Source organism: Flaviflexus salsibiostraticola, from assembly GCF_003952265.1.
Classification (GTDB): Bacteria; Actinomycetota; Actinomycetes; order Actinomycetales; family Actinomycetaceae; genus Flaviflexus; species Flaviflexus salsibiostraticola.
Map to the genome: position 1 here is coordinate 2,324,731 of NZ_CP034438.1, position 26,007 is coordinate 2,350,737.

Genomic DNA, 26,007 nt, shown 5'->3' on the forward strand with positions numbered 1-26,007 from the left:
CGAGCCACATCTGAGCGCAGTCGCTCCACGTGCTCAGGAGAAGACGCTGACCAGGTACATGACTGATACCCCCAGGAGGACGACCGCATGGACGGTGGTTGCTCTCTTCGCTCCGAGTATCGAGAGGGAGATGAAGGCGAGAATCGCCAGGAATGCGATGTTGGTCGCCGACTCGGCGAAGACGATGTGCTGGCCGGTGAAGAGCCCGATCGTGAGCACCGTTGGAATGGTGAGGCCGACGACCGACACCATGGCCCCGTGGGTGAGGTTGGAGACCCGCTGAATCTCCCCGAACCAGGCCGCCCGGAGAGTCGTCAGGCCTTCGGGCAGCATGACAATGGTCGTGATGAGGAGGCCGGACAGCGCAACAGGTGCGGATGTGCGGGCGAGAACGGTGTCGAGCAGCCCCGCCATGTCATGGCTGAGGAGGACGATGGCGGCCGCCGTGAGGAAGAGGATGAGACCGTGGAGCCACGCCGGACTGGTGCTCGGCGTCTCCTGCTCGACTCTCAGCGCGGACACCTCTTGGAAGTCGCGTGCGCGGGCGCCTATCTGCTGCCAGAGGAAGAAGCCGTAGGCGGCTGAGGTGACGAGGATGACGAGGATGGCCTGACCGGTTGTGTAGGCGCCGTCGACGCCGATGAAGCCGGGCAGGACGAAGGCGATCGACCCGAGGGCGATGAGCATGGTCAGATAGGACGACAGGCCAGCTCGGTTGAACTGGAGTGGCCCGTGCCGGAGTGTTCCGATCAGCAGCCCCACGCCGAGGAACAGGCCGGGGAAGAGGACTGGGGTGAGTCCCTTAGTGTGGTGTAAATTCCTGCGGGGCTGCCAGCAACGGTGATGGTGAAGATTGTTGGGAGTCATCGTGGGAGACTCAAATGTTCGACCAAGATACAAGAAAGCGACATCCCACGATGACTCACCACCAGTCTGCCCTGACGACCCTGATTTCTGAAGTCCTCACCGACCCTGATCTTGCTCACAACGATGTCTTCCGCCGCCTGCTCCAGGCCGGCCTTCAAGATCTCATCGATGCTGAAGCCACCGTCAAGATCGGCGCTGGCCCTCACGAACGCACCCCTGACCGGGTCACTCACCGCAACGGCACCCGGCCCAAGACTCTTGCCACCCCGGCGGGGGAGGTTGATCTACAGATCCCTAAGCTGCGTCAGGGCTCTTTCTTCCCGGCGCTGCTGTCCCCGCGCCGTCGGGTAGATAAAGCGCTTTATGCAGTGATCTGCCAGGCATGGATCGATGGTGTCTCCACCCGCAAGGTTGATCACCTGATCAAAGCCCTGGGCAACGACACCGGTATCTCAAAATCAACCGTCTCGCGTATCTGTGCTGACATTGACGAGGGCGTGAGCCAGTTCCTGGGCCGGCCCTTGGATCACACCTGGTTCCCCTACCTGTTCCTGGATGCGACCTATCTCGACGTGCGTGTACGTAACCGAGTCGTCTCTCAAGCACTTGTCGTAGCCACCGGCGTCAGCGGTGAGGGTAAGCGCGAGATCCTGGGGATGGCACTGGGTGATTCTGAGACCACCGATTTTTGGACTGAGTTCCTCCGCTCCCTGCGAGAGCGCGGCCTGAAAGTCGCCACAAGCGCTGATCCGCTCGGGGTGGCGGTAGTGACCTCGGATGCTCATGCGGGGTTGAAAGCCGCAGTCAAAGCGATCCTGCCTGGAGCGGCTTGGCAGCGGTGCCGGGTCCACTTCGCCCGTAACATCACCCAACGAGTCGGCTCAGCCCGTTCCAAGCCTGTCAACGCCCTGGTCTCAACGATCTTTGCTCAGACCACCGCGCAGGCTGTCAGAGCTCAATACCGCACCGTCATTGACGGTCTATCTGGCTCGTTTCCCGAGGTAGCAGCCATGCTCGAACAGGCCGAAGCAGAGCTGACAGCATTTGCTGACATGCCTCAAGAGCATTGGAAGAAGATCTGGTCTAACAACCCGATCGAGCGGTTGAATCGGGAAATCAAACGTCGTGTTGACGTGGTCCAGATCTTCCCCGACCCTGCCAGTGTCACCCGCCTCGTCGGAGCTGTCCTTCAAGAACAGCACGAAGAATGGCTCTACGCCGAACGGCGCTACTTCTCCGAGGTCTCCATGCGAAAACTCATCCACACCCTCAATGCCCCCACCGGGCAAACCGATCACCATCCCGGCCAGGAACTCTTCCTCACCGCCTAACCCAACCCCGAAAAGTTACACCACACCAAAGGACTTGACCGAGGACTGCCGCCGCCATCGTCGCATCCCGCGCAACCGTTTCGTTGTCCCCGGGGCCGAAGAGGACGGCTCCGATGAGGGCTACTTCGATCGTGACGATCGACAGGGTGAGAACAAGGGTGCCGTAGGGATCGCCGAGCCGGCGAGCCAGCTCCTCGGCATGGCCGAGGACCCCGAACGCGCAGACGACAATAACCGCCACGATGGCGATGAGCCAGGCGACCGACGCCGCCAGGGACTGCGATGGGTTGGGGGCGATGATGGCGAGGGCGGCCACGCCGGACCAGCCAAGTACGAGGGGACCGAGCGAGCGAGCAGTGATGGCCGAAGTCATCGATGTTCCTTCTCCAGGGCCGTCCCTGAATGAGAACTCATCGCTTCGCGGGTCGTCCCGTGAAGGTGCGCAGCAGAGGGCTGGCACTGCCGAGAGTAGCACGGGCCGCAGGCTCTGCGCTGTGAGCTCGGCCCCGCGATCCGTCCGGTCTATCTCCTGACGAGACGGAGGACCATGACACCGTCCTCCTCCCGACCGGGAACGTCCGTGAAGCCCTCGGAGAGATAGAGGTCCTTCGCGGGGTTGTCCTTCTCGACCGACAGGCTCAGCCGCTCGAACTCGAATATCGCCGCCTGCACGATCAAGGCTCGAAGGAGTGTGCGGCCGACGCCTCGTCGACGTGCGGTGGGCGTGACCCACAGGCTCAGTTCGGGGACCGCTGGATTGAGGAAGCCATAGCCCGGGTCCGACTCCGGAAGAAGAACCGCCCACGCAACGCCGAGGATGTCGCTCTGCTCGGCGACGATCCCGAAGTCGCCCCGGCCCGACTCGAGATGCGTGTAGTGGGCGAACTCCGGCCGCTCGCGAACATCGTCGATCGTGAATCGGGGGCCGCACCAGTTCACGTTGCCGAGAGTCGCGGCCTCGAGAAGCGCCGTCTCGTCGTGGCGCAGGGGGCGCAGGCGTGGACTTTTCACTGCGCGATCTTACCCCGTCCACTGCGGGCCATGCCGGTGCCCGGCCCCGGCCGGACACGACGAAGTGGCGCCGCAGGCTCGACTGTTAGCATGGCCGGGACCTGTACTTTAAGGAGTCTGCCGTGGAATTGAGCATGTCGAAGGGCAACGAGTTCGTCGAGGCCACCCAATCGCCCGAAGGGGCCGCGGCCTGGAAGCGGCAGTTGGATGACTTCGCACCCGGCGCCTCGGACTGGGTCGTCGGCGCGGTTTTCGGCGGCACCTACCAGCGCGAGGGTCTCGAGCTGCGCGACAGGCAGATGCTCAACATGGCGGCGCTCGCGGCGATGGGCGGTGTCGAGCCCCAGCTGACGGGCCACATCAAGACCGCAGTCGACGTGGCCGGCATGTCCGAGTCCGAGGTCGCCGAGTGCTTCATCCACCTCATGCCCTACATCGGGGTGCCGAAGACACTGGCGGCGATGCGCTGCATGAAGGCCGCCCTCGAGGGCTGAGCCGCTGCGCCTGTCGGACCGGTTCCTGGGCACCTGCGCATCGCGGTGTCCCACGGTTGAACGCCGTGGTCCTGAGCGCGCTCGCTCACCTTCGTGGCCCGCCAAATGGACCGAACCTGGTTTCTCGCCCCAGCCGCTTAGGCTGGGGCTTTCGATTGAAAGGGAAAATAAGATGGCTGAGACAATTCGGACAACCCACGTGGGATCGCTGCCGCGCCCGACCGCCCTTATCGAGGAGAACATTGCTCTCCAGAAGGGAGAGCTCGACCGCGGGGAGTTCGACCAGCGTCTCCAGTCGCACATCAACGACGTCGTCGCGCAGCAGCTCGAGGCTGGCATCGACCTCGTCAACGACGGTGAGTACGGTAAGCCGATGGTCGAAGAGATCGAGCCGACCGCCTGGGTGTACTACGCCTGGCACCGATTCGACGGGCTCGGCTTCGCCGAGCACCGGGATGGCGTCATGCCGAACCCGAACGAGGTTCCCGGCAAGTATGATGAGCCGGAGCTCACGACCTACGCGAACCGTCGCGACTACTCGGCCTTCAAGGACGCCTACCTTTCCGACCCCTACAACGCGGGGATCATGGCGGCGCTTGACAACCCGACCGCCCCCGCCATCGTCAAAGAGGTCACCTACATCGGGCAGGATGCTGTCCGCGCCGATGCTGAGGGTCTGCGCAGTGCGCTCGCGGCGGCCGGCGCCGAGGGTCGCGGCTTCATCTCCTCGATCTCGCCCGGCATGCTCTCCTCCATGGGCAACGCCCACTACGAGTCCCGCCACGACGCCGGCATGGCGCTCGCCGCTGAGCTCAACAAGGAGTACCGGGCGATTGTCGATGCCGGTCACACGCTCCAGATCGACGCTCCTGACCTGGCGGACTCGTGGGATCAGATGAACCCCGCGCCGTCGGTTGAGGAGTACCTCAAGTACGTCCGCCACTCCGTCGAGGAGATCAACGAGTCCATCAAGGGCATCGATCGCGACAAGGTCCGCATCCACATCTGCTGGGGTTCCTGGCACGGTCCGCACACGACCGACATCCCCTTCGATGACATCGTCGACACCGTCTTCGAGGCCAACGCGGGAGCGTTCTCCTTCGAGGCGGCGAACCCGCGCCACGCGTGGGAGTGGAAGATCTGGAAGAATCGCACGCTGCCGAAGGGTGTCAAGCTCATCCCCGGCGTCATCTCCCACAACACGAACATCGTTGAGCATCCCGAAACCGTCGCCCAGTCGATCATCCGCTTCGCGGAGCTCGTCGGACCCGAGAACGTCATAGCCTCAACCGACTGCGGCCTCGGCGGCCGCCTGCACTCCCAGCTCGCCTGGGCCAAGCTGCGGGCCCTCGGCGAGGGTGCGCAGCTGGCCGAGAAGTACATGGGTCTCTGAGCTGAGATAGTTCCGAACTGAGGGAGCGGTGGCGCCAGCCACCGCTCCCCTTCCGAATGGTGCTCGTGAACCGGCGTCGGTCCGGGTGCTGGAGGTTCTCGTCGATGGTTGAGCATTCCTTTTGCGTAGCACGAGTGCTACATTTGATTTATGGAGAACGACGAATCTGTCATCGAAACGCTGTCCCAGCGTGAACTGCGCAACGAGTCTGCACGCGTGCTGCGTGCGGTCACAAGCGGACAATCCTTTGTGCTGACCAATAGGGGTGCCCCTGTCGCAAAAATCGTTCCTCTTTCGAATCAGGAGCCCGGCTTATCGATCACGCGTCCGGCCAGGCGCAGAGGAGGCTGGGCTGAACTTGGAATCGAACGCAGGAATCATGGCGAGTCGCTCTCCGCGATACTCGAGGATCTGCGCGGAGACAGGCTGTGAGTGTGATTGTCTACGTCGATACCTCTGCGATGGGCGCGCTGTTGATCGACCAGCCGGAGAGCGAAGCGCTCGTGCATTGGCTCGACAATTCGGACGCCTATCTGGTCTCCAGTGATCTCCTTGAAACCGAGCTGCGGCGGCTCGCGGTTCGGGAAGATCTTGATCAATCTGATGTGACCCGGCTTCTCGAGGGTATTTCTCTCGCCTCACTCGATAGAGCTGCTTTCCGAAGCGCCGGAGTCTTGCCGCTGCCGTATCTTCGCACCCTTGACGCGCTCCATCTCGAAGCTGCGATACGACTCGATGCGGCAATGCTCCTGACATACGACCACCGGCTCACTCAGGCTGCACGTGCAATAGGACTTGAGATTGTAGCCCCCAGGTCTGAAGGGAATCCGGCGTAACGCATGGCTCGGATGTAGAAGACGCCTATCTTGAGTATGTGCGTGCCATGCAGTTGGATCGGTGCGGGCGGGCTGTGCGCTCTGTCGGCAGGCAACGCCGGAAAGGTGACACGTGAGAATTCCACTTGTTCAGATCGATGCGTTCGCTGACTCGCTGTTCGAAGGGAACCCGGCGGCAGTGATGCCGCTCGATCGGTGGCTTCCGGATGACGTCCTGCAGAAGCTCGCTCTCGAGAATAACCTCTCGGAAACCGCGTTCCTCGTCCGCCGCCAGGACGATGGGGAAGTGCCGCCGAACCCCGATGCCCCGGCGTATGAGCTCAGGTGGTTCACGCCGGCGATCGAGGTCGATCTCTGTGGGCACGCGACTCTTGCCGCCTCCTCCTATCTGTTCGACGACGTGCATAACGACGCGGAGACTGTTCAGTTCTCGACGCGAAGCGGCTGGCTCACGGTGGCGCGGTCCGATGATGGCCCGTTGACGATGGACTTTCCTGCTGAACCGCCGGTCAGGACGGAGATCGACCCCATCATCGCCCGCGCCCTCGGGGCTGACGTCCTCGAGGCGCACCGGGCAACCGATCTCATCTACATCCTCAAGGACGCTGAAACGGTTCGGAATCTGACGCCGGATAGGAACGTGCTGGCGTCGCTGCCGGTGCGCGGTGTGGCGGTCACCGCATCCGGGGAGGGCACAGGTTTTAATTTCGTCTCCCGGTGGTTCGGCGCCCAAGCCGGCATCCCAGAAGACCCCGTCACAGGCTCGGCGCACTGCCAGCTGGCGCCGCTGTGGGCGGAGCGTTTGGGCAGGACTGAGATGACAGCCCGCCAGGTGTCGCCGCGAGGGGGAACGGTGGCGGTTCGCCTCGCGGGCGATCGCGTCTTTCTCTCGGGCCGCTGCGTCCGTTATCTGGAGGGCACTGTCGTTCTGCCCGACTGACGTCAGCCACAATCGCTCGGATAGGCGGAGGCTGCAGTATTCAGAAGAGCGTTGCCGTCACGGGCTCTTCACAGTCGATCGCCGAGTCGACTGCCATCTCGCCGATGATCGGGATGCCGTACTGTCTCGCCTTCCTGGCCTTGCCCGACAGGGAGTCGGGGTCACCGGCGATGAGGACCTTCGTGGACTTGGCGATGCCAGCCACCTGAATCCCGCGAGCAGTGAAGTAGTCCTCCCAGTAGGCCTGGGTCTGCGCGACCGGGCCCGTCACGCAGACCCGGTCGCCCGGTCGAAGCGTGATCGAGGGCAGTGCCGACCGCACGTGAGGGGCGGACATGGTGATCGGCGCTGATCGCTGACAATCCCCAAGGTCGACTCCGAGGAGGTCCGACACCGATGTGATCACGGCGCTCTCGTGGCTCGTGACGATGCCATCGGCCTCCGCCGCGTGGATGAGGAGATGGACGTAGTCGGCGTGCAGACTCCTGAGAGCCCCTGCAGATAGGTCATGCGTTCGAGCGAACTGGAGCAGCTGACCCTGCTCCATCTGCGACAGATAGTTGTCGAGCAGGACATTGTCGAGGAGGGCGAAGTACTCAGCGGCTATCGCGTCATCGGGGTTTGCGCGATGCCCGATCGCCTGACCGATCCACGCGCCGCCGGACAGGGTCTCCTGCGCCTCAGCCACCGCCTGGCGTGAGCGCAGCCCGTCACGAGTGTAGTGCGGGTTGTGGATTCGGTAGCCGCAGAACGCACTGCTCTGGGTCACGACATCTGTCCACTCGGGATGGTCGCGGGCGTTGTCATGCTGGAGGAAAGCCTGGAGGACCTGCGCGGTTGCGAGAGCATCCGAGAGCGCGCTGTGGGCGTTCGCGTTCGTCACCCCCAGCGCATCACACACATCGGTGAGCCGGCATCGCGAAAGGCCGAGCGCGCGCTTGGCGATCGTCATCGTGTCGAGAAAGGGGATCTGCGAGTCATCGAGGCGTCCGGCCGCCGCAAGCTCGCACTGGGCGAAGGTGGCATCGAACTTCGCATTATGCCCAACGAAGACGTTGCCGGACAGCTCGAGGGCGAAGAGGTCGGCGATGTCCTGGAAGGTGGGGGCTCCGACGACGTCCTTGGCACTGATGCCGTGGATGTGGGAGGCGCCGACGTGACGCATGGGATTGATGAGTGTCTCCCACGAGTCGACGATCCTCCCCTCGGAATCGAGCCGGACGACGCCGATCTCGACGATGCGGTCGCCCTTTCGATGGGAGAAGCCTGTCGTTTCGAAGTCGACAACGGTATAGCCGCGCACGTGATCACCAGAGTCCATTGGGGGAGGTATGAGTCAATCATAGGTGCGCGGGACGAAGGCCGGGCCTCAAACTCACATCGGAGCGCGTGCCGCGTCCACGCGGGTGGCACGAGCCGCCCTGCGCACACCGTCTGGCCGGACCCGGGTGATGGTGGGTGCCCGTCGCTGTTCAGTGAAGCGTGTCGGCCGTCGCGAGGATCCGCTGCTCGAGCGCGGCATCCTCCGCATCGGCCCGATCCTGGTTTCCGACGAGGGCGGTGAGGGTGAGTGAGTTGAGGACGGCGCGCAGTTCCGGCCGATCCGAGCGGGCGACGATGACGGCGCGTGAGAAGTCACGAAGGACGTCGACCGCCTCCGGGCGCTGGAGCTCGGTCGCCCGCAGTCCGGCGAGGCTGACGGGGACGGGGGACTTGGTCATGCGCCAGACCCCCGCATCGACGTATCCCGCGAGCACATAGGGATCCAGTATCTGCTCAACGTCGCCAACAAGGCGATCCCCTCCGCCCACCTCACGACCGACCACGTGGTCGGTGCCTGGGCGGGGCTGCGACCGCTGGTCGCGCCCGCCCCGGGAGAGTCTGTCGGAAACACCTCTCTCGAGCACGCGATCGTCGAGGGGCCAACGGGGATGCTCACCATCTCCGGGGGCAAGCTGACCTCGAGCAGGCTCATGGCCAAGCAGTTCGTCGATCGCGCTGTGAAGAAGAACCGCTTCGCGGCATCCACGACCCCGAGGCTCGTGCCGATCTCCGGTGCGAACATGAGGCAGGCCGAGGCGACCCGCCGCAGCGCGATCAGGTACGGCGTGCCGGAGGGCGTCGCTGCCGCCTGGGTCCACCGCTACGGCTCGAATGCTGAGAAGATCTTCTCGATCTGGCAGGCCGAAGCGGATGCCAGGGACGTGATCGGACCACGCGGGTTGACGGCGGCGGAGGTCCGCTACTGCGTGCGTGAGGAGATGTGCCTGACTCTCGAGGACCTCCTCATTCGCCGCACCTCGCTCTTCTTCTGGGATGAGGAGGGCGGCCTCGGCACGGTCGATCGGATCGCCGGTGTCATGGGCGGTGAGCTGGAGTGGGACGAAGAGCGGAAGGTGGCCGAGGTCGAGCGCTACCGATCAACTGTGACCGCGCACCGTTTCCACTGATCGAGTGCGTGGGAAGTCAGCGCTGCCCCTGCCGCTGTTCGGCAGCTCTGCGGTCGAACCTGCCCCGTGACCGGCGAGACGGTGGCGTCGCCCCACTCGAGGACGGCTTCAATGACGGCAGAGGCTCGTCGTTGTGGGCCGGTGTCAGCCCGCGACTATCGCCTCGACGGTCGCCTGTGGGGATCCGTGCCAGGGGGCACCGTGCCCTGGCAGCACCCAGGATGCGGGGATCTGCGCGAGGCGGGCGAGCGAGGCTTCCGCCTCCTGAGGAGCGTCGGTGAAGGGCGCCGGCTGAGCGCCGGTCACTCCGGGACGTGTCGGGTCGTCAGGGCGTCGCCGACGAAGACGGCATCGACAGTGGGAAGGTGAATGGCGACGCTGCCGGGCGAGTGCCCCGGCATGCCAACAATCACGGGCTTGCCCGGCAGGTCGAGGACGTCGCCGTCCGCGATCTCGACAACCTCCTTCACGTGCGTCGTGCGGAGAGCAGACTTCCGTGCGGCATAGGCGAAGAAGCCGAGCGTCGGCCTGAGGCGCATGGGGCCCATGGAGGTCTTCGGCTTTTCGCCCGTCTGCGCGCGGTCGGCGTCGGCTGAGTGGATGTAGATCGGCACCCCTGCTTCTCTCCTCAGCCGCTCGGCGAAACCGAGATGGTCGCTGTCCCCGTGGGTGAGGATGAGGCCGCGGATGTCGGACAGAGGCCGGTCGATCTCCTCCAGCTCCCGCTGCAGATCGCTCCAGTGCCCGGGCAGGCCCGCATCGATGAGCGTGATTCCGTCCGGCAGGTCGACGAGGTAGGACGCAACGATGTCGTTGCCGAGGCGGTGAAGGTGGGGTGCAAGCTTCATGATGACTCCTTCGGGTACGATGGCTACGATAAGTAGCCGTGATGGCTAATGTCAATAGCCGAGGAGGATCGGTGGCGGCACCTGCGCGCACCTCGAACGAAGAAGTCATCTCTGCGGCCCGCGCCGTCCTTGAATCGGCCGGACCGGTGGGACTGACCATGCAGGCGGTCGCGAGGCGCGTCGGCGTGCGAGCGCCGTCGCTATACAAGCGGTTCCAGGATCGCGAGGCCCTCCTCGGTGCCGTCGTCTCCGCCGCCATCGACGAGCTGACCGCCAGTCTCGAGGCCGCCGCGCCAGATCTTCGGCTCCTCGCTGGCGCCTTCCGACGTTTCGCTCACGACAATCCGGAGGCGTTCCGCCTGATCTTCACCCCGTACGCTCCCCAGGACGCCCTCGAGCGATCGGCGGGCCCGGTTCTGGAGTGCACCGCGTCCCTCGTCGGCGAAGAGCATGCGCTCGAGGCCGCGCGGCTCCTCACCGCATGGGCGACGGGGTTCGTCCACATGGAGCTCGCGGGAGCCTTCCGGCTTGGAGGAGAGGTTGACGAGGCGTTCGAGTACGGCCTCCAGCATCTCATCGCCGGACTCGTTCAATCCGATCCAGGTCGCCGCGCAGTCTGACCGGTTCGCTGGGGAGCGGCGATTCCGACAGCCTCAGCGGCCGGACGACTCGACCTCGCCCGCCACTCGCACGCCCGCATCGAGAGCACCCTCGATGGAGGGGCTTGTCCGATGATCACCGGCGAGGAATACTCGTCCGCTGATCTGCGATTTCTGGGCCGAAGAGCCAGCCGGGTAATCGGGCAGCGAGTGCGGGACGTCATCGCGGGCGAGAAGAGTCAGCTCCCCGGCCTCCATCCCCCAGATCCTCGCGGTGTGCTCTCGTGCCTTGTGGTCGCTCACGTGCTCGGCCTTGAGCAGGCCCGAGGCCTGGATCAGCGGCGTGCCATCGGGGGAGTAGCTCGGGGCCACGTTCGTCAGGACCGCCGTATTGAGGATGGGGCCTGATCGAGTGCCATCGACGGCGATGAAGGGCTTGTCGGTGGGGGCGCGATCGGCTGTGAACCACCACGTGGTCAGTCCGTGCGTGGGGATCTGCTCGCGGCCAGTCAGGTCGCCGACGGCCTCGGGGCCGACGGCGACGATGAGGGAATCTGCCGTCATCGTCTCGCCCTGTGCTGAGACGGTCACCTGGGCGAGATCCTCAGAATAGGAGTTGACCGGTGCGTCGGTGCGGATCTCGACGCCCGCACGGCGCGCCTTCGCGGCGAGCTGCTTCGGCAGGGCCTGGATGCCGCGCGAGGGGAGGCTGGGGCGGCCGAGCGCGAACATCGTGAAGAGGAACCGGACGTAGTCGGCCGACGTCGACAGATCATCGGTGGCAACAACGCCCGCGAGGAAGGGCTCGAGCACCTGCGTGCGCAGGGGGCCATGAATACCGGCCGCGTCCCAGGCCTCGCCGATGGGGAGGTCCGCCTTCGAGCGCTCGATCGTCGACCTGCCGAACCATGCGGCGAGGGCGGCGATCTCTGACCTGTCAACGAGATCGCTCCTGAGCGTGCCGGGCAGGTGCTGGGGGTGGCGGGCCGGGTGGGCGAGCAGGTCCAAGCCCTTCTCGGTCCGGACCATGACGCCGGACCCGAACGCGTGCAGGTCGAGTGCATCGACATCGACGTATTTCTTCACGCCCGGGTACGAGGGGTTGAGGAGCTGGAAGCCGCGGTCGATGAGGAAGCCGTCAACCTCACGGGTGCGCTGCCGGCCGCCGACTGCGCTCTCCTTCTCGAGGACGAGGACGCTCCGTCCGGACTCGGCGGACCTCCAGGCCGCCATGAGCCCCGAGAGGCCAGCACCGATGATGATCGTGTCGTAGTGATTCGCCATGATTCCTCCGTCAGCAGCTGTCCCCGCCATCCTACGGCCGTCGATGGGGTGCGGCAGGAGCATTCGGCCTCTGCAGCCGTTGCGCGAATGGGCCGGACAGACTTTTGGGGACAGGGATGCCGCCGTTCCGGCGTCCTCCCAGGCGCGCTCCGCTAGTGTGGTGGAATGGCTCGACACCTGCATCGATACCGAGAGATCGCCACAGTCCTGACCCGCCACGGGCTCTATGCCACCGCCGTCCAGGCCGGCTTGGGCCGATGGGTACCCGCTCCGGTCGCGGAGGGGGTGGACGAGACGTCCGACGGTCCTGAGCTGCTCGTCAGCGCCTTTGAGGAGCTCGGCGCCGCATTCGTCAAACTCGGCCAGCTGATCTCCACCCGCCCCGACATCTTCCCCGAGGAATACTGCGACGCCTTCGCGAAGCTCACCGATTCGAGCGCCCCCGTCCCATTCGAGGAGCTTGAGGCAGTCATCGAGGCGGACCTCGGTGTGAGCGTTGACGAGGCGTACGCCTGGTTCGACCGCGTCCCCGTCGCTGCCGCCTCAATCGGCCAGGTCCACCGGGCACGGCTCCGCGACGGTCGCAGTGTGGTCGTCAAGATCCGCAGGCCCGGGGTGGCCGCCGAGGTCCATGAGGACCTCGACATCCTCCGCACCCTCGCAGGCAGGCTGGTCCGGAGCTCCCAGACGTTGGCTGATATGGACTTCACCCGACTTGTCGATCAGTTCTCCGCCTCCCTGCGTGCCGAGCTCGACTACGTCGTCGAGGCGCGAGCCTGTGAAGAGATCGGAGCGAGCTTCGAGGGCGACCCGGCGGTTCACATCCCCTGGATCGACTGGGAGAACACGACGGCGCGTGTGCTGACCATGGAGGAGCTCTCCGGGGTCCGGATCGATGACCTCGAGGCTCTCGATGCGGCCGGTATCGACCGGCCCGTGCTTGCGCGGCAGATCGCCGACATGTTTATGAGCATGGTTTTCGAGGATGGTGTCTTTCACGCGGACCCGCACGCGGGCAACCTCTTCATCGAGGATGATGGAACGATCGGCATGATCGACTTCGGATCAGTCGGCCGGATCAACGAGGCCATGCGGCGCAGGTTCGCCACCATGGTCCTCGCCTTCACGAAGAACAACCCGGACGCGATCACGCGGGGGCTGCTCGAGATCGCACCCGCGCACGGGTCCCTCGACCGCGCCCTGTTGCGCCGTGACGTCGCGGGGATGACGGACAGACTGGACGGAAGCACCCTGGCCGAGATTCGGGTCGATGAGCTCGGCAGTGAGCTCTTCGCGATCGTGCGCCGCCACCGGCTGTCGCTGCCTCCGGAGCTCGTCCAGCTCTTCCGCATGCTCATCATCGCCGACGGTCTCGGTAGGAAGATCGACCCCGAGTTCGATATCAACGAGGCCTTGGCGCCACTGACTGAGCGCCTCATCGAGGAGCGTATGGACCCGTTCGCGTGGGCGGGACGGCTCAAGGATGTCGCGGTCTCTGCCGCCGAGTTCGGCATCGACCTGCCCGATTTCACGCGGAAGCTGGTCGACCGGATCGACAGCGGCACGCTCGACGTCCACATCCGCGCGAGTGAGCTCGATCCACTGATCGCTCGGCTCGAGCGCACGGGGGACCGGCTCGTCGCCGCCCTTCTCGTTGCCTCGATGGTCACCGGCGGCACGAACGTCCTCGTCGCGTACAGGGATCAGCTGGGTAAACTCGTCGGCCCGGCGATAGCCGCCGGCGGAGCGGTGCTCACCGGCGGCAGCGCCTACATCGCCTGGTCCAGCCGGCCCCGCCGGCGCCTGCCCCGATGACTTCTTGCGCAACTGCGGCGGTGGGTGAATGAGACCGTGTACGCAGAAGTGAAGGCCTTCCTCCGCGCCTCCCTCATCGATCGGGTGAGGGCGCGCAGGGAGGTGCCGGAGCACCAGGTGCGCCGGCGGCGCATCATCGTCGCCGCCACCTTCATCCTCGGCGCCGTCGGTCTCGGGGCGGCGCTCACGATCGAGCCCGGCGAGCCTCTCTTCTACGTGGCGACACTGGGTGTCGCCGTCCTCTGGATCATCGGCGCCTTCACCTCCGGCCCCCTCCACCTGGGGCGTTCGCGGACGAGGGCGGGAACGGCTGATGGGCGGGCGGCGCTCCAGGGCTTCATCCTCGGCGGGACCCTACTCGTCGTCTTCCTGCTCGGGGCCATGGTCGTCGGCCAGGTTGATGTCCTGCGCGGGCCGGTGGATGACCTCATGGAGCATGCTCTCTACGGAAGCCTCCCCATCGTCGCCCTCGTCACCCTCATCAGCGGCATCTGTGAAGAGCTGTTCTTCCGGGGCGCGGTCTACGCGGCCATGCCCCGCCGGTGGGAGATTGTCGGGTCCACTCTCATCTACGGCCTGTCGACGGTCTTCGCGGGCGTCCCGCTCCTCACCTTCGCCGCCCTCAGCCTCGGCCTGCTCACCGCCGCCCAGCGCCGGGTGACAGGCGGGGTGCTCGGCCCTATTGTGAGCCATGTAACATGGTCGCTCGGCATGCTGTTCCTTCTGCCGCATGCTCTCTCGATTGGAGACCTCCTATGGTGACTACTCACGGCCGGGCCCTGGTGACCGGAGCAAGCGGCTTCATCGGCGCCCAACTGGTCCCCGCGCTCCTCGAGGAGGGGTGGACTGTCCGAGTCTTCGCCCGCACGCCGAGCAGGCTCGATGATGCGTGGCGGGACAGGGTCGAGGTCGTCCAGGGTGACGCCACCGAGGAGTCAGACCTGCGGAAGGCGCTTGCGGACGTCGATGTCGCCTACTATCTCCTGCACTCGATGGACGGCAAGGGTGACTTCGTCGAAAGGGACAAGGCCCTTGCCCAGTCCTTCGCGACTGTGGCGAAGGACGCCGGCGTCAACAGGATTATCTACATGGGTGGCCTCCACGACGAGAATGCGGAGCTTGCCGCTCACATGGCGTCGAGGGCTGAAGTGGGCACGATCCTCCTCTCCTCCGGCGTGCCCACGACCATCCTCCAGGCCGGGGTCGTGCTCGGGGAGGGATCCGCGTCCTTCCAGATGCTCCGCCACCTGACCGAGCGGCTCCCGGTCGCCATCGCTCCCCGCTGGGTGACGAACCGTGTCCAGCCCATCGACATCGACGACGTCATCCATTACCTCGTCCGAGCGGCCGAGCTGCCGCCCGAGGACTCGGGCCCGCTCGACATCGGCATGGAGGAGGTCTTCGTCTACCGAGACATGATGCGGCGCTACGCGAAGGTCACCGGCCTGTCCCGCAGATTCATGGCGACCGTCCCCATCCTCACCCCGGATCTGGCGAGCCGCTGGGTCGGCGGCGTCACGCCGGTCTCATCCGGTGTGGCCAGGCCCCTCGTCGGCTCCCTCATCCACGATGCAGTCAAAGGAATGGGGAATGCCCGGGATGCCTCCGAGGTGCTTGGTGACCCGGAAGGCGGACTCATCGGCTTCGACGAATCCGTCCGCAGGCACACGGCGGATACTGACCCGAAGAGAGTCGGACGGATCTTCCGCAGGGTCGCGCTCGCGGTCGGGGCAACCGCAGCGCTCGGGAGCGTCCTGACAAAGCCCGACAGTGCCTGGTACGAAAGCCTGAAGAAGCCGTCCTGGCAACCGCCCGCGGCCGCGTTTCCGATCGTGTGGACCTCGCTGTACGGAGTCATCACCGTCGCCTCAACGATGGCGATCGCCGAGCAGATTGAGAATGGTGACGAGGATGAGGCCCGTTCTTATGCTCGGGCACTCGGCGTCAACCTGGCGTTGAACGCCGGCTGGTCGGGAATCTTCTTCAGGAGCCACTCACCTGAGCTCAGCTCAGCTGCCGCTGGCCTGTTGACCGCGAGCAGTGCGGACCTGGCCCGCAGGGCCAGCAAGGCGCGTCCCCAGCTCGGCATCCTGCTCAGCCCCTACGCCGCCTGGTGCGGCTTTGCCACGGCACTTAGTACGGCCATCGCCCGCAAGAACTGAGACAGAAGACGGTCCGCCGACGGGTGGTTCTGTTGGTTACAGCGGGGTGGTTCGCTAAGCAGTCGCCAGAGCCGCGAACTCGGCAGGCGCTCTTACCTCGTCGGCGATGCCGTCGAGTCTGTGCCGCAGGATTTCCCATGGAGCGCTGAGGTCGAGGGTCTGGGCCGCGAGATGAGTTCCCTGGATCGTGACGTCGAGGTCCGGCAATTGTGACCTGGATGTCTGGGCGTAGAGGAGTAAGGCGCCGACTGTGCCACTCTGTTCAATATCGGCATTCTTTGCGTACGCGAACATCTGGTAGAGATGCGCGGAGCGCACCGTCCCCTTCCCGAACTGGCCCGTCTGTTGCGCCTCGGTGTAGTACTTTGCGTCGATGATGAGGGTGCGGCGCCCGCTCCGAAGCATGACATCCGTCCTCATCTCCGGGAGCTGCGACGCGTTGTACGAAGCTGCATGGTCGAGGTCCCAGGGGACTTTGCGGGCGGCGGGGGAGAGCTCAGAGTGGTGGTGCTTGAAGTACTCGAGCAGGAATCGTTCGTAGAGGCGACTCATCTCTTCATCAGCAACCCACGACCTCAGCTTGAGGTCGCCGGACTGCTGGGTGGCGAGCAGCCCGCGGACGACGAGCTCGCAGACGCCGAGCAGGAGCCGATACGTGGCATTGGCGCGGTGGTAGGTCAGCGTGCTCCACCTGATCTCCGAGGGGCCAATGTGAGTGACCTCCTCGAGGTAGGGCAGGAGCCGGCGCAGGCCATCACGACGATCTCGGTCGACGTCACCATGGCGGATGAGAAGGATGACGACCGATTTGAGTGCCCGGTTGTGCGGAGTGTCAACTACATATTCATCGAACTCGCACACGAGCCTGCCACGCAGAGTCGAGCGGGAAGCTGCCGTCGTCGCGATATCAATCCGTCCGCGAACCGTCGCCAGCTCCTCGCTCCGCATCCGATAGTCGCGATGGAGACCGCGCTTGACCTGTGACCCGACACCGCGCAGAAGTATCTCGGCAAACAGGTCGTGGATGCGGGTGAAGGACTCGCCTCCAACCTGCTGGACCCCGTCGCTCTTGATCGCCCGGAACGCGTACGCCAGCATGTAGTACACGTTCCTGATGAGGATCGGGTTCTCTGTCATGTAAGGGCGCTCCGCAGAGCGTTCGCCCACTCGTTCGCCTTCGCATCCTCGTCGAACCAGTACTCCTCCAGCAGAGGAATCAGCTCGTCTACGACGACCGAGAAGAGCCAATCCTCGTCGTCAGCATCCGACGTTTGCGGCTTGATGAGGTAGCTGTGCCCAATCTTGAAGCCTGGGCCCAGTCCCGGGTCGTCCCCGATTTCGCTGTTGAGTTTGACGACGGTCTCGACGAGCACATCCAAGGCAGGGCTGCCGACACTCTCTTTCCAGGCTTTGAAGCCTTCCGAATCGAATGCGGGAGTCATTGTGAAGAATCCGAAGCGCCTGCGCAGCGCGTAGTCGATGACGGCAAGACTGCGATCGGCGGTGTTCATCATCCCGATGATGTGAACGTTGGGAGGGACGGTGAAGTCCTCCTTCTTATAGAGGAGGCGCAGTTTCCTGCCGCGCTTGTCTGCTTCGATGAGCATGAGCAGCTCGCCAAAGATCTTTGAGATGTTGCCGCGGTTGATCTCATCAATGATGAAGAAGTACGGCCGGCTCGGATCGTCCGCCCGAGCCTCCTCGCAGAACTGGTAGAAGGGCCCTTCCTCGAGGGAGAATCCGCCATCTTCCGTGGGGCGATATCCCATGATGAAGTCCTCATACGAGTAGCTCTGGTGGAACTGGACCATCTGGATTCGGTCGTTGTCCCTCTCGCCCATGATCGAGTGGGCAAGCCTTCGAGCCGCGAAGGTTTTTCCGACACCCGGCGGCCCTGCGAGGATGATGTTCTTCTTTCTCAGAAGGAGTGAGCGAAGCCGGTCGTAATCACTATCTGATATGTAAACGTCCTCGAGGAAATCCTCGCGTGTATACGTCGGCAATGGTTCTGTCGTCGACGGCGCTTCTGCTGGGAGGCCGTCTGTGAAGAGCGCCTCGAGTCTGTCGATCTCGTCTCGCTTATCGGAGATATCGGTCAGGGTCTTGAGTGGTGCAGAGTCGGAAAGCGGCCATGATCCCTTATGAGTCCAGTTGACTGAACGGACGTGGCGGTAAGATTCCCGGTCCGGTTCGTAGCGTGCATCAGACGTTACTTCGCCGCGGCCGACGATCTCTTGTCGGCCCCTCTTCGCGTACACGATGTCGCCAATACGCATCTCCTGCTGGAACTGCCATACCGCCAACGCATCGTGCTTGGCAGAGGAGCCCGAACCGTCCCCTGCCAGAATCTGGCGGATGGCCTCCTGGCTCTCGTACTCTGTGGGATCACCGAGCTCGTCCCATCCGATCGCCATCAGCTCGTTCGACGAGAACTCATCCCATTTGGAAGCCTGACGTCCAGGCGAATACATCCAGTACCTGCGAGATCTCGGCTCGTCCGTCCACTCCGGATCGGCCGTCGGCGCCGGAGGGTCCCAGACCTCTCGAATGCCTGGAGCCCAGAAGGTGAATTCACCGGAGATCTCCTCCGCGAGAACCGCACGGATGTTGAACAGATCTCGGTCTATTGCATCAGGGCCATCTCCGGTCGCGCCACCGATACGGTTCGCCAGAGCCTGACGAATTTTCTTCTTCTTCTCCGCGGATGAGATCGCTTCGAAGGTATCGGGGCAGGCGAGGAACTGGAGGACGTTCCTTATGTCGGAACGGTCCTTGCCCGACTCGAGCATGACCCTCTGAAGCTCCCATGGTGAGAGGAGAGCTCCTAACTAGATCCGTCCTTAGGAGTCTCTCTTTCGCCGGGCCCCGGCGTCAGCACGGGACCCGGGTAGATTTATATTTAGATAGAGGTTTTCTGTTGACCCCGACTTTCCCCCTCCAGGTCAACGAAAGATGACAGTTCAGCAGGCCTCTAGCTACCCCCGAATATGTGATAGGTTCCCCCGGAATAGTGATAGGTTCCCCCGGAATAGTGATAGGTCTGGGGGTGTCGGATCTCTTCCTGCAAGGAGTGTCCGGTCCCCAGCTCCGCCTCTAGCTACCCCCGAATATGTGATTGAGCAGCAGAGGAAGGTTCATCCCGGATGTGGGCCTGTCCCTCTACCGGTCTGACCGGACACAAAAACGCGGGCTTATCGCACGGAGCGAACCCAAAAAAGACGAAGCCGCGCACTGTACGCACCCTAAGAAGGGCAGACAGTGAAAGCGCGCCTCTGCCTCCTCCAGGCCGGTCCTGTGTGAGAGTAGGGCCATGAGTGGACCTGTCTTTAACGTGCAACAAGCAGCGGAGGCCGCGGGGGTCTCCCGCTCCACCATCTACAGGCACCTTGAGACACTCATGGAACACGGTGCGACACGTGATGAGACAGGGACCCGTATCCCCTTCTCGGCGCTAATCGGCGCGGGTTTAGCCTCCAACACCTCCCCAGCGGAGTCGTCTCATGAGACAGCCCCTGCGACTGTCGGCGGCAGTTGAAAAGTGAGCAGTTTCGGCATTTGAAAAGTGAGCACTTCGATTAACGATGTGGAGTGTGATTTCAATGCACGATTGGGAAAAGATCCGGGTGCTTGCCCGCGAGGGTGTACCGAAGGCTCGTATTGCTGCTGAGCTGGGTATCTCACGCAATACGGTGGATCGGGCGGTGAAGTCTGATCAGCCGCCGCGTTATGTCCGCACGAGGACACCGACGAAGTTTGGGGAGTATGAGGCCCGGATACGGTGGCTGCTGGAGGAGTGTCCGACGATGCCGGCCTCGGTGATCGGCGAGCGGGTGGGCTGGCCTTACTCGGAGAGGGCCTTGCGGCAGAATGTGGCACGGATCCGTCCTGAGTATGCGCCACGACGTCTCGATCCTGCGGACCGGTTGGAGTGGGAGATCGGGGATGTGGCTCAGTGTGACCTGTGGTTCCCCAATGTTGATATCCCGATCGGGAACGGCAAGACGGCACGCTTCCCTGTGCTGACGATGATCCTGGCCTGGTCAAAGTATCCCGTTGCCTTGATGATCCCGAGCCGGCAACGCCCGGACCTGCTGTTGGGCATGTGGGACGGGATCAGCACCTTTGGCAGGGTTCCTCGACGCCTATTGTGGGACAACGAGGCCGGAATCGGACGATACGGCAAGCTCGGGCAGGAAGTCGCGGAGTTCTGTGGAACCCTCGGAGTGAAGCTCGTCCAAGCCAAACCCTATGACCCGGAGACCAAGGGCGTGGTCGAACGGTTCAACTCCTACCTGGAAACCTCGTTCCTGCCCGGGCGGACGTTCGCCAGTCCCAAGGATTTCAATGCTCAACTCGCCGGCTGGCTCGAGGTGATCCGAGGGAAGAAACCACGAGGGAAAGACCAAACTCGGGGCCAGGGCCTGACCGTCGAGCTCGAGCATATGGGTGCGTTGCCGCCGGTTGATCCCGCAGCGAGGTGGACTGTGCAGACGCGGTTGGGACGTGACTACTACATCGAGATCGGCGCGAACGCCTACAGTGTTGACCCCAGGTGGATCGGGCACCGCATCGACGTCACCATGGACCTGTCGACGGTCCAAGTCAGTACGGGCGGGAAGGTCATCACGACTCATGAGCGTCTTTGGGGCAGCGGCGGTCAGGTGACCGACCCTGACCACGTGGAGACCGCTCGGAAGCTGCGTGCGACCTTTCAGCAGCGCCAGGGCCTGCCCGGCTACGGAGTGACGGTCCAGGGCGGGGACCTGGCAGTATATGACCAGATCTTTGACATCGAGGTGGCCTAAATGGAGGCGATCAAAGACGTCACGTACTACACGAGTGCGTTGAAAGCACCACGTATTCAAGCTTCTTTCGCTCGCCTGGCTGACACTGGGCGGGCACAGGGCTGGACGTTCGAGGAGTACTTAGCCGCGGTTTTGGAAGCCGAGGTCACCGCCCGGGAAGCATCTGGGGCCGAGATACGACGGAAACGAGCACACTTCCCGTCCATGAAGACGATTGAGGACTTCACCTTCGATCACCAGCCCCACCTGCGCTCAGACGTTCAAGCAGCATCACGCTCGACCTGGATCCACAACGCGGAGAACATGATCCTTCTCGGCCCACCAGGCACCGGGAAGACTCACATATCGATCGGGCTCGGCATTGCCGCGACCAGGGCCGGAATCCCGGTCCTGTTCGACACCGCAGCCGGCTGGATCCAGTCGCTCACTGCCGCTCACAACAAGGGAGACCTGACGAAAGAGCTGCGGCGTATTCGCCGCTACAAGCTCATCATCATCGACGAGCTCGGCTACCTCCCCATCGAGCCAGAAGCCGCGAACCTGTTCTTCCAGCTCATCTCGGACCGATACGAGCAATCATCCATCCTGATCACCTCAAACCTCGCTTTCGGGTCCTGGTCCACGATCTTCCACGACGAGACGATTGCGACAGCCATCATCGACCGGCTCGTCCACCACGCCCAAGTCCTGACCACGAAAGGAACCTCCTACCGGATCAGACACCGACAAGAACAAGGAACTGTAAACTAAAACCGCTCAGTTTTCGATCGCCGGAAATGCACCAAATTCAACTGCCGCCGACAGCGACACGTGAGACAAGGAATGCGACACGTCCTGCGACAGGTGAGACAGCCGCTGAGCGGGCGCTGCGAGAGCGTCTGCGGGAGGCGGAGGACCGTATCCGCGAGCTCCCGGCACACCGCCGCGACGTCCTGCCCGTCGGCGAGCATCCTGTCGGCCTGCCCGAGCTTGCGGACGACCTGCTCCGGGGTGTGACGCTTCCTGCTGTTCGTCATGAACTGACCAGTCTTCCTGCCCGCGACCGCGGGCAACAGGACAACTCTCATAGCGACTGGACCCAAGAAATGGGGTCAGCCCACTCCCGCGCGCAGCATTCAAATCATCTGCTGACATCGATTGTTAGGCACATATGTGCAGAGTTGTTGTGCAACGACGCGTGTGTACGCAAAGCTGTTCCCAGCTCGACCTGTAGGAGGAATGAGGAATGATGAACGAAAACAGCGATTCGCTGGTCTTCGTGCTCCAGCACAAGAACGACCGCTTCGACCCGATGCCATTCAGCATCGCTCGGAGCTGGACAGAGGATCTGGGCGCCGACATCGCGCTGTACGTGATGTATGACGCGCTGGAACTGATCAAGAAGGACGCAGTCGAGGGCGCGCCCGATATTCGGGAAAGCTTGGACGCACTACTCGCTGCCGGCGTGTCCATCTATGCATGCGGGTTCTGCTCTCGTGCTTGCGAGCTGTCGACCGACGACTATTACCCCGGTATCCAGGTCGCCAACCGGCAGATTTTCCACGGCCTCATGTCTGACCGTCGTCCGCTCTACTGGTGACCGCGGTGAGTCCCACGCCGTTCGAGATCGCCGTGCCAGACGAGGTACTTGACGACCTCCACAAGCGGCTCGCCAACACTCGATTTCCCGCGTCGATAGAAGGTGCTGGATGGTCCTACGGCACCGATGTCGGGTATCTCCAGAGTCTGGTCGACTACTGGCGCACCGATTTCAATTGGCGTGAAGCCGAGCGGCGTCTGAACGAACTCCCGCAGTATCGCGCGCGGATCCAGGACGTCGACCTCCACTTTGTCCACGTCCCTGGAAAGGGACCGGCTCCGACGCCGCTGTTCCAGTGGATCATGAACGTCGCGGCCCACGTGAGGTGCAGCCACAGGCCACCGTAATATCCCTGACTGCCCTTCAGCCCTGCCCGTCCTGCGGGACGGGCCGTCCAGTCGAGCATCTTGTCCGGGATCGTGACAGGGCTGTCCAGGTTTGCGAGCACCTGCTTGAGATTCGTCAAACGGGTTTCTGGTCGGCTATTGCTCAGCACGTATTCGCGCAGGAAGACGAGCTCGGCCGCAAGCAGTACAGTCTCTCTCTTTGCTCCACTGAGCTGGATGTCGAGCTTGTCCCATTGCCCCATGCTCTTTCCGTGAATAGGGTCGTCCCCGACCCGGGCGCGAAGCTCCGCCCCGGCCTCAGCGGTCCAGATCGTCGCAGAGGGGTCGATCACCGAACGGCCGTCTCCGAGCATGTGGTCGAAGATCTCGCGCACGTCGCGTGCGAGTGCGACGTCTGCGCTCGGCCGAGAATCCTGAACTGCCTGGTATTTGTCGTCACTGACTTCAGTCATGCCAACATTGTGACAGCCGCAGCAGGCGCTTGCTGAAGATGGGGTGAACGCCCGTCAAGAATGAGCATCGCGCCCGACGGCCTCCTTGAGATCGACCTGGCCGAGTCATCCTCAGGGTCGGCGCAGCCAGATGAGGTGCTCCTCGTCGCCCTGAAGCTCGAGCCTGCGCCACAGCACACTGCCCGGCACTGCCTGACTCGCGTGCTTGGCGATGGCGCGGTCTTGCGCCTGTCGGTCCACCTGGATGACGACGTCACCCGAGTCTCTGCTGCAGGCAAAGGGCGCGCCAGTCTCGGCTCGCAGCGCCGCGACCACGGCATCCGGCAGCGTCCATGCGAGCACCGGAAGGTCAAGCTCCTCTCCCGCGGTGAGGGCGGACTGTGTTGCTGCGATGTGGTCGGGGTGGCCGGTGATGCCGAGGGGATCGAACGTGAGAAGTGCGTCGGCGCCGGTCTCCCGGGCCGTGGCCACGACGCGCGCACGCAACTCTGCTGCGTCACTGTCGGCCAGGCCGCCGTCGGGGTAGTCGAGAAGGAGTGTCGATGCGGCTCCGAGCTCATGGGCCGCAGCGCTCAGCTCCTCTGCGCGAATGGCGGCAAGATCGGGCGCTGCTCCCAAAGTCGAGGCCTCGCCCTGGGTGAAGCACAGGATGTCGACGGCGGTGCCCTGCCTCGCCAGGGCGTCGATGATGGCTCCGAGGCCGAAGGACTCGTCGTCGGGGTGGGCGACCACGACGAGCACACGGGTCCACGAAGGCAGGTGGTCTGTGTCGGTTACGCTCATGACTCCATCATACCCCAGGGGGTATTGACGTACCCGGCTTTTGCCCGTTCTATCTGCCCGATTGGGTCTGGAAAGCCGAATGGTGCCCCGATTGCTCTCGGGGCACCAACCGCAGCCGTTCTCAGCTTCGGTCGACGGTGGTCTCCGGGTCGGGGCTGGTATCCGGCTCCGCGGTGTCGTCGATCTCGCCGGTCACGATGAGGTCGCCCTCCACCTTGACGTCACCGGGCAGCCGCCAGGCGCCGTCCTCGTGCTCCCAATAGGGCTCCTCGACGGGGTTGCCCTCCTCGTCATAGCCGGGCGCGGGCTGGTTCTCGCCCTTCTCGAGGGACTCAGCGTCGAACGTCCTGTCCCAGTACCTCGTTCGAGGGGCGGGCACCGCGGCGGCGTCCTCTGACATTGCCTTGACGAGGGCCCACATCATGAAGAACTCGATGAGGAAGAAGGGGAGGGCGACGATGATGACGACCTCCTGGATGGCGGCGATGCCGGACTCGGGCGCGATGAGGATGAGGGCGGCCGTGACCGCGCCGATCCCGATGGCCCAGCCGACCCGGTAGATCGTGGGGGCCACGTTCTCCTCACCGGTCGAGAACATGTCCATGACGAGTGCCGCGGAGTCGATCGAGGTGATGAAGAAGATGATGATGATGAGAAGGGCAATGGGCCCGACGATGGCATAGAGCGGGTACTGCTCGAGAAGGCTGAACAGCGCCATCTCCGTATTCCCGTTCTCGACGACCGGGCCGGTGAGGACCCCAGGGTTGTCGAGCTCGATCTCGAGGGCTGCGCGGCCGAAGATCGAGAACCAGATGAGGATGAAGGCGGAGATGAGGCCGAGGACGCCGCCGATGAAGCCGCGGACGGTGCGGCCTCGGGAGATGCGGGCGATGAACATGCCGACGAACGGTCCCCAGCAGATCGTCCACGCCCAGTAGAACGCGGTCCATGTCGCGTGGAATCCGGGATTCTCGTTGTAGCTGTCGACCCAGAACATGAGCTCAGGCAGCGACGAGGCGTAGATCCCGAACGATTCCACGGACTGGTTGAGAAGGGTGAGAGTCGGGCCTGCGAGGAGGACAAACGCCATGAGTCCCACCGCCAACGCGACATTGATGTTCGAGAGGAGCTTGATGCCTCGGTCGAGGCCGGTGCCGACCGAGATGCAGGCGGCGACCGTGATGACGAGAATGATCGCGAGGTGCATGCTCGAGGCGATCGGCACTCCCCACAGGATGTTCATGCCCGCGTTGATCTGGAGCACGCCGAGGCCGACCGAGACGGCGATGCCGAACGTTGTGCCGATGATGGCGATCGCGTCGATGAGCTTGCCGGGCCACTCATACACCTTGCCCTTGAGCAGGGGGCTGAAGACGGATGACAGCCGCTCGGGCATCTTCCTCTTGTAGATGAAGTAGCCGAGGGCGAGGCCAGGCAACGCGAAGACGACCCACATGTGGGCCGCGAAGTGGTAGTACGTGAACTCGAATGCCTGCTCGATCGCCTCCTGCGACATCGGCTCGAGCCCGCCGCGGGGCGGATTGTAGGCGTGGTGAAGCGGCTCTGCCGCTCCCCAGAACATGAGCGTCGCGCCGAGGCCCGCCGCGAAGAGCATGCCGAACCATACGGGTGTAGAGTACTCCGGCTCATCGTCATCATCGCCGAGCTTGAGCTTGCCGAAGGGCGAGACGAAGATGATGATGAGGAAGACGAAGATCGCCGAAACTCCGCCGATGTAGAGCCAGGCGAAGTTGTCCATGAGGCTGCCCGAGACAGTGCCGTAGAGGTTGCGTGCGCCCTCCCCAAACGCAAGGGTTCCTGCGACGAAGACGGCGATGAAGCCGACTGCGGTCAAGAAGATGAGGGGGTCTGTCTGGAGTCCGAAGAGGCGCCTCTCGGGGCGCCGCGGTTCGGCGGACTCTGGTGCTGTCGTCGGTTCGTTGGTCATTATTCCTCGAATTCGAGCGTTCACGTGTCAGAGAACGCCTACCTTAGGCAGAATCGGTGGAAG

The 26,007-nt window shown here is 63.8% G+C and carries 28 protein-coding genes; 16 read left to right on the forward strand and 12 right to left on the reverse strand.

Translation table 11 applies throughout. The annotated features are described in order from the left end of the window. Window positions 1-33 precede the first annotated feature (33 nt). On the reverse strand, window positions 34-762 hold the full coding sequence (locus EJO69_RS10860) for a calcium:cation antiporter (RefSeq protein ID WP_126041754.1): 729 nt from the start codon (window positions 760-762) through the stop codon (window positions 34-36). Window positions 763-917: 155 nt separating this feature from the next. Here EJO69_RS10860 and EJO69_RS10865 point away from each other — a divergent pair, with 155 nt between their 5' ends. Continuing rightward, entirely contained in the window at window positions 918-2,198 is a 1,281-nt protein-coding gene (locus EJO69_RS10865) for an IS256 family transposase (protein WP_126042320.1), read from the forward strand. On the opposite strand, the gene EJO69_RS10870 is transcribed toward EJO69_RS10865, so the two are convergent. Together EJO69_RS10870 and EJO69_RS10875 are read right to left on the reverse strand one after the other, a co-directional pair. Next, on the reverse strand, window positions 2,188-2,571 hold the full coding sequence (locus EJO69_RS10870) for a calcium:cation antiporter (protein WP_126041756.1): 384 nt from the start codon (window positions 2,569-2,571) through the stop codon (window positions 2,188-2,190). The two genes, EJO69_RS10865 and EJO69_RS10870, sit on opposite strands and share 11 nt — an antisense overlap. 149 nt (window positions 2,572-2,720) lie before the next feature. Then, window positions 2,721-3,209 (reverse strand): GNAT family N-acetyltransferase, encoded by a 489-nt coding sequence (locus EJO69_RS10875; protein ID WP_126041758.1) that lies wholly within the window; start codon window positions 3,207-3,209, stop codon window positions 2,721-2,723. 122 nt (window positions 3,210-3,331) lie between these two features. Between EJO69_RS10875 and EJO69_RS10880 the strand changes: the two genes are divergently transcribed. The 5 genes from EJO69_RS10880 to EJO69_RS10900 all read left to right on the forward strand — a co-directional run bounded on the left by EJO69_RS10880 (window position 3,332) and on the right by EJO69_RS10900 (window position 6,872). Next, window positions 3,332-3,703, forward strand: a complete 372-nt coding sequence (locus EJO69_RS10880) for a carboxymuconolactone decarboxylase family protein (RefSeq protein ID WP_126041760.1) — start codon at window positions 3,332-3,334, stop codon at window positions 3,701-3,703. A 172-nt stretch (window positions 3,704-3,875) separates the two neighbouring features. Then, window positions 3,876-5,096: a cobalamin-independent methionine synthase II family protein gene (locus EJO69_RS10885; protein ID WP_126041762.1), complete on the forward strand. Its 1,221-nt coding sequence runs from the start codon at window positions 3,876-3,878 to the stop codon at window positions 5,094-5,096. 150 nt (window positions 5,097-5,246) lie between these two features. Further along, window positions 5,247-5,528 (forward strand): type II toxin-antitoxin system Phd/YefM family antitoxin, encoded by a 282-nt coding sequence (locus tag EJO69_RS10890; protein ID WP_126041764.1) that lies wholly within the window; start codon window positions 5,247-5,249, stop codon window positions 5,526-5,528. A gap of 2 nt (window positions 5,529-5,530) precedes the next feature. Continuing rightward, window positions 5,531-5,932: a type II toxin-antitoxin system VapC family toxin gene (locus tag EJO69_RS10895; protein ID WP_211331435.1), complete on the forward strand. Its 402-nt coding sequence runs from the start codon at window positions 5,531-5,533 to the stop codon at window positions 5,930-5,932. Window positions 5,933-6,044: 112 nt separating this feature from the next. Further along, window positions 6,045-6,872, forward strand: coding sequence for a PhzF family phenazine biosynthesis protein (locus EJO69_RS10900; RefSeq protein WP_126041766.1), 828 nt, complete (start codon window positions 6,045-6,047; stop codon window positions 6,870-6,872). 40 nt (window positions 6,873-6,912) lie between these two features. On the opposite strand, the gene EJO69_RS10905 is transcribed toward EJO69_RS10900, so the two are convergent. Next, the gene (locus EJO69_RS10905) at window positions 6,913-8,193 is read right to left on the reverse strand and encodes an exonuclease domain-containing protein (RefSeq protein WP_126041768.1); all 1,281 of its coding nucleotides are present in this window, start codon (window positions 8,191-8,193) and stop codon (window positions 6,913-6,915) included. Between the two features lie 151 nt (window positions 8,194-8,344). Beyond that, the gene (locus EJO69_RS10910) at window positions 8,345-8,698 is read right to left on the reverse strand and encodes a type 2 periplasmic-binding domain-containing protein (RefSeq protein ID WP_126041770.1); all 354 of its coding nucleotides are present in this window, start codon (window positions 8,696-8,698) and stop codon (window positions 8,345-8,347) included. Here EJO69_RS10910 and EJO69_RS10915 point away from each other — a divergent pair, their 5' ends adjacent. Next, window positions 8,699-9,322 carry a glycerol-3-phosphate dehydrogenase C-terminal domain-containing protein gene (locus tag EJO69_RS10915; RefSeq protein WP_126041772.1) on the forward strand — a complete coding sequence of 208 codons (624 nt, stop codon included), beginning with the start codon at window positions 8,699-8,701 and terminating at the stop codon, window positions 9,320-9,322. 144 nt (window positions 9,323-9,466) lie between these two features. Here the strand turns inward: EJO69_RS10915 and EJO69_RS12480 are convergent, their stop codons facing one another. After that, the gene (locus EJO69_RS12480; RefSeq protein ID WP_211331436.1) at window positions 9,467-9,628 is read right to left on the reverse strand and encodes a hypothetical protein; all 162 of its coding nucleotides are present in this window, start codon (window positions 9,626-9,628) and stop codon (window positions 9,467-9,469) included. Then, on the reverse strand, window positions 9,625-10,170 hold the full coding sequence (locus tag EJO69_RS10920; RefSeq protein WP_211331437.1) for an MBL fold metallo-hydrolase: 546 nt from the start codon (window positions 10,168-10,170) through the stop codon (window positions 9,625-9,627). The genes EJO69_RS12480 and EJO69_RS10920 overlap by 4 nt, the downstream gene beginning before the upstream one ends. A gap of 71 nt (window positions 10,171-10,241) precedes the next feature. On the opposite strand from EJO69_RS10920, the gene EJO69_RS10925 reads away from it, so the two are divergent. Beyond that, complete coding sequence (locus tag EJO69_RS10925) at window positions 10,242-10,790, forward strand: TetR/AcrR family transcriptional regulator (RefSeq protein WP_126041774.1); 549 nt, start codon at window positions 10,242-10,244, stop codon at window positions 10,788-10,790. 33 nt (window positions 10,791-10,823) lie between these two features. On the opposite strand, the gene EJO69_RS10930 is transcribed toward EJO69_RS10925, so the two are convergent. Continuing rightward, a complete protein-coding gene (locus tag EJO69_RS10930; RefSeq protein WP_164519951.1) occupies window positions 10,824-12,053 on the reverse strand; it encodes an NAD(P)/FAD-dependent oxidoreductase in 1,230 nt (409 codons plus the stop codon). A gap of 165 nt (window positions 12,054-12,218) precedes the next feature. On the opposite strand from EJO69_RS10930, the gene EJO69_RS10935 reads away from it, so the two are divergent. The 3 genes from EJO69_RS10935 to EJO69_RS10945 are packed head-to-tail and all read left to right on the forward strand — an operon-like array spanning window position 12,219 to window position 16,030. Then, window positions 12,219-13,868 (forward strand): ABC1 kinase family protein, encoded by a 1,650-nt coding sequence (locus EJO69_RS10935; protein WP_126041778.1) that lies wholly within the window; start codon window positions 12,219-12,221, stop codon window positions 13,866-13,868. Window positions 13,869-13,904: 36 nt separating this feature from the next. After that, a complete protein-coding gene (locus EJO69_RS10940) occupies window positions 13,905-14,630 on the forward strand; it encodes a CPBP family intramembrane glutamic endopeptidase (RefSeq protein ID WP_164519952.1) in 726 nt (241 codons plus the stop codon). After that, complete coding sequence (locus tag EJO69_RS10945; RefSeq protein WP_126041782.1) at window positions 14,624-16,030, forward strand: tryptophan-rich sensory protein; 1,407 nt, start codon at window positions 14,624-14,626, stop codon at window positions 16,028-16,030. The genes EJO69_RS10940 and EJO69_RS10945 overlap by 7 nt, the downstream gene beginning before the upstream one ends. A 54-nt stretch (window positions 16,031-16,084) precedes the next feature. Here the strand turns inward: EJO69_RS10945 and mcrC are convergent, their stop codons facing one another. Then, a complete protein-coding gene (gene mcrC, locus EJO69_RS10950; RefSeq protein ID WP_211331438.1) occupies window positions 16,085-17,197 on the reverse strand; it encodes a 5-methylcytosine-specific restriction endonuclease system specificity protein McrC in 1,113 nt (370 codons plus the stop codon). After that, window positions 17,164-18,819, reverse strand: coding sequence for an McrB family protein (locus tag EJO69_RS10955; protein WP_126041783.1), 1,656 nt, complete (start codon window positions 18,817-18,819; stop codon window positions 17,164-17,166). Before EJO69_RS10955 ends, mcrC begins: the two co-directional genes overlap by 34 nt. Before the next feature lie 521 nt (window positions 18,820-19,340). Between EJO69_RS10955 and EJO69_RS12815 the strand changes: the two genes are divergently transcribed. The 5 genes from EJO69_RS12815 (at window position 19,341) to EJO69_RS12820 (ending at window position 22,761) form a co-directional block, all read left to right on the forward strand. Continuing rightward, window positions 19,341-19,565, forward strand: a complete 225-nt coding sequence (locus EJO69_RS12815; protein WP_126041785.1) for a helix-turn-helix domain-containing protein — start codon at window positions 19,341-19,343, stop codon at window positions 19,563-19,565. Window positions 19,566-19,629: 64 nt separating this feature from the next. After that, window positions 19,630-20,835, forward strand: coding sequence for an IS21 family transposase (gene istA, locus EJO69_RS10965; RefSeq protein ID WP_126038218.1), 1,206 nt, complete (start codon window positions 19,630-19,632; stop codon window positions 20,833-20,835). Then, entirely contained in the window at window positions 20,836-21,585 is a 750-nt protein-coding gene (istB, locus tag EJO69_RS10970) for an IS21-like element helper ATPase IstB (RefSeq protein ID WP_126038216.1), read from the forward strand. Window positions 21,586-22,060: 475 nt separating this feature from the next. Beyond that, on the forward strand, window positions 22,061-22,414 hold the full coding sequence (locus tag EJO69_RS10980) for a DsrE family protein (protein ID WP_028708018.1): 354 nt from the start codon (window positions 22,061-22,063) through the stop codon (window positions 22,412-22,414). Between the two features lie 32 nt (window positions 22,415-22,446). Beyond that, entirely contained in the window at window positions 22,447-22,761 is a 315-nt protein-coding gene (locus EJO69_RS12820; protein ID WP_425454747.1) for an epoxide hydrolase N-terminal domain-containing protein, read from the forward strand. Between the two features lie 563 nt (window positions 22,762-23,324). On the opposite strand, the gene EJO69_RS10990 is transcribed toward EJO69_RS12820, so the two are convergent. Both EJO69_RS10990 and EJO69_RS10995 read right to left on the reverse strand, forming a co-directional pair. Then, the gene (locus tag EJO69_RS10990) at window positions 23,325-23,996 is read right to left on the reverse strand and encodes a PIG-L deacetylase family protein (RefSeq protein WP_126041789.1); all 672 of its coding nucleotides are present in this window, start codon (window positions 23,994-23,996) and stop codon (window positions 23,325-23,327) included. Between the two features lie 121 nt (window positions 23,997-24,117). Next, window positions 24,118-25,944, reverse strand: coding sequence for a BCCT family transporter (locus EJO69_RS10995; protein WP_126041791.1), 1,827 nt, complete (start codon window positions 25,942-25,944; stop codon window positions 24,118-24,120). Between the last annotated feature and the right edge of the window lie 63 nt (window positions 25,945-26,007).